The sequence below is a fragment of the Methanobrevibacter sp. 87.7 genome (genome assembly GCF_002208625.1).
In the GTDB taxonomy this organism is placed as follows: domain Archaea; phylum Methanobacteriota; class Methanobacteria; order Methanobacteriales; family Methanobacteriaceae; genus Methanarmilla.
Map to the genome: position 1 here is coordinate 1 of NZ_MRCT01000205.1, position 2,729 is coordinate 2,729.

The window sequence follows — 2,729 nt, forward strand, 5'->3', positions numbered from 1 at the left end:
TATAAACTAAAAAGAAAATTATCTAAAATAAATAAAAATAACAATTAAATATTTGATAATAATCATTTAATAAATTTTATGTAAATATCCTAAAATACAATATTTAGAATTCTTTTTAATAAAAAGAATAAAATAAGAAATATAAATAAGTAAAAATAGCAAAAATAATATAATAAAATTTTTAAACAAAAATGGAATTTATAAAAATAAAAAATTATTTAAATTGACATATTCAAATCATATAAGTAATGAGATATATTAACAAAATAGACTTAAAAATCATAACCCACTACTTCGGGAAGATGATGCAATTAATAGGAATTGCATTATTAGTTCCTATAATTATTGCAATAATCTACAAGGAAACTCATGAAATTTTAGTGTTCTTTACAACATGTATTATTTCAATAATAATAGGAATAGCACTATCTAAAATTTCAGTTAAATCCTCAAATATACGGTTAAAACATGCAATGATTATTTCTACACTTGCATGGATTTGGGCTAGTTTTATTGGGGCAATTATAATGAAAATAACATTACAAATGCCAATACTAGACGGAATGTTTGAGAATATGTCTTCCTGGACAGGTACAGGGTTATGTCTATTTACAAATATTGAAATATATCCAAAATCTTTACTATTTTTAAAAAGTTATGAAGGATGGCTAGGTGGTTTAGGAATAGTAATTTTAAGTATAGGTGTACTTATTCAACCAGGAACTGCTGCAGCTAAACTATACAAATCGGAAGCAAGAGAAGAAAGAATTAAACCAAGTTTAGTAAATACCATGCAAAAAACTATTGAAATATATGTAATTTATACAATTATAGGAATTATATTATATCTTCTTGCAGGTATGCCATTATTTGATGCAATAAACCTTTGTTTCGCTACAATCTGTACTGGTGGAATGAGTATTAAAAATGCAAATGTTGGATATTATAATAATAATGTTATAAACATTATAACTATAATTATAATGATATTAGGTGCTATAAGTTTCCAAGTACATTATAAAGTATATAAAAGTAAAGGAAAAGCAATACTTGAAGATATACAATTTAAAACAATTATATTAATAATAGTTGTAACAAGTATAATTATATATTTCCTTACAAAAACAGTTCCTATGCATATTATATTTACTGTAGTATCAGCAGTTACATCTACAGGTGCAACAATTATAACAAGTAATAATCTATTAAATTGGGGAGATACCTCTTTAATCTTCATTATGACATTAATGTTAATAGGAGGTTCATCTGGATCCACAGTAGGTGGTTTAAAAGTAATTCGTATTATTACAGTATTAAAAGGAATTCAAAAAAATATTAGAGAAATATTATCTCCTGAAGGAAGTATAATCAAACTAAAAATTGAGAATACTGAAATCTCAACTGAAGCAGTAAAAGAAGCAGGATCATATATTTTTATGTTCTTAGTATTAATATTCATTAGTTGGATTATATTAATCTTACATGGTTATAATGGATTATACAGTCTATTTGAAGTTGTATCTGCAGCAACTAACAATGGATTTAGTACTGGAATCACAAGTGTAACAATGGCTCCAAGTATTAAAGTAATTATGATACTTGATATGTTAATGGGTAAACTTGAAATCTTACCAGTACTTGTAACTATTGGTGGATTTATTGAGTTATTTAAACTTACAAAAACACAAAAAAATAAAATCAAAAGCAAACTTAACATAGAAGAAGTCTAAAACTTCTTTTACTTCTTTTTTTAACTATTTTATTAATGAACTTATTGTAATAAGATAAATCTTTTTAGACTTATTATAAAAGAACTTTTTTTAGGAATAAAATAACTTTAAAAAACTATTTTTAATACAAATTATTTATGAATCTTATAAATAAAACAATAAACTTTAAAAAAATAAACACAAAAAACTATAAAAAATACACAAACAAAAACCTAAAAACAAGTAAACAATTAAATAATTTAATAAAAATAATAAAAAAATTAGTTTTAAACTAAAAAAGATTATATAAAATCAAAATTAAAAAAAACTTAAAAAACTATTTATGAAATTAAAATAAAGACTAAAAATCAAAATTAAATTATAAAAATAATAAAAAAGTAATAAAAAATATATTAAAAAATCCATAAATGACGTTCTAATATTTTAAAGTAATAAAAAATATATTAAAAAATCTATAAATGACTTTCTAATATTTTTAAAGTGTTTACATTAGCTTTTAAGTCAGCACCTTTTAATTCTTCTTTAATTTGATCAATATTATCATAAGAATCTAAGAATAAAATATGATGACTAGTTGTTCCAGAAACATCTAAAATAGCAATTTCATCATTAGGATCGATATTTTCCCTTTTATCAATAACAGCTTTAAATTTTACATAAGGTGCGAAATCTTCAGGAATTTCTTTATATTTTAATATTTGGTATAATGTTGCCATAAACATAGTTTTCACCACACAATTTATTATTGAATTTTTTAATATATATAGTTTTATACTATACAAACAAACTTTTTAAAAAGTATAAAAATATTTTAAAAATTAAAACTTTTACATGAAAAAATAAAAGTCAAATAAAATATTTTAAATACTGAAACTTTTACTTAAGAATTAAAAAATAATAAAAAGTATTTTAATTACTAAGTAAATTTTATTTAAGAATTAAAAAATCCATAAAAAATAATTTAATTACTAAATAAATTCTACTTAATAAGATAAATAC

The 2,729-nt window shown here is 21.1% G+C and carries 2 protein-coding genes; one reads left to right on the top strand and one right to left on the bottom strand.

Going from position 1 to position 2,729, the window contains the following annotated elements; translation table 11 throughout:
- Positions 1-305 precede the first annotated feature (305 nt).
- Positions 306-1,730, top strand: coding sequence for a TrkH family potassium uptake protein (locus BGI41_RS07640; protein ID WP_088540104.1), 1,425 nt, complete (start codon positions 306-308; stop codon positions 1,728-1,730).
- A gap of 452 nt (positions 1,731-2,182) precedes the next feature.
- Here BGI41_RS07640 and BGI41_RS07645 read toward each other — a convergent pair whose 3' ends face one another.
- Positions 2,183-2,452, bottom strand: coding sequence for a DUF749 domain-containing protein (locus BGI41_RS07645; RefSeq protein WP_088540105.1), 270 nt, complete (start codon positions 2,450-2,452; stop codon positions 2,183-2,185).
- Positions 2,453-2,729 lie beyond the last annotated feature (277 nt).

Excerpts from the sequence above, each read along its gene's own strand:
- BGI41_RS07645 (WP_088540105.1), bottom strand. The coding sequence starts at position 2,452 with ATGTTTATGGCAACATTATACCAAATATTAAAATATAAAGAAATTCCT.
- BGI41_RS07640 (WP_088540104.1), top strand. The coding sequence starts at position 306 with ATGCAATTAATAGGAATTGCATTATTAGTTCCTATAATTATTGCAATA.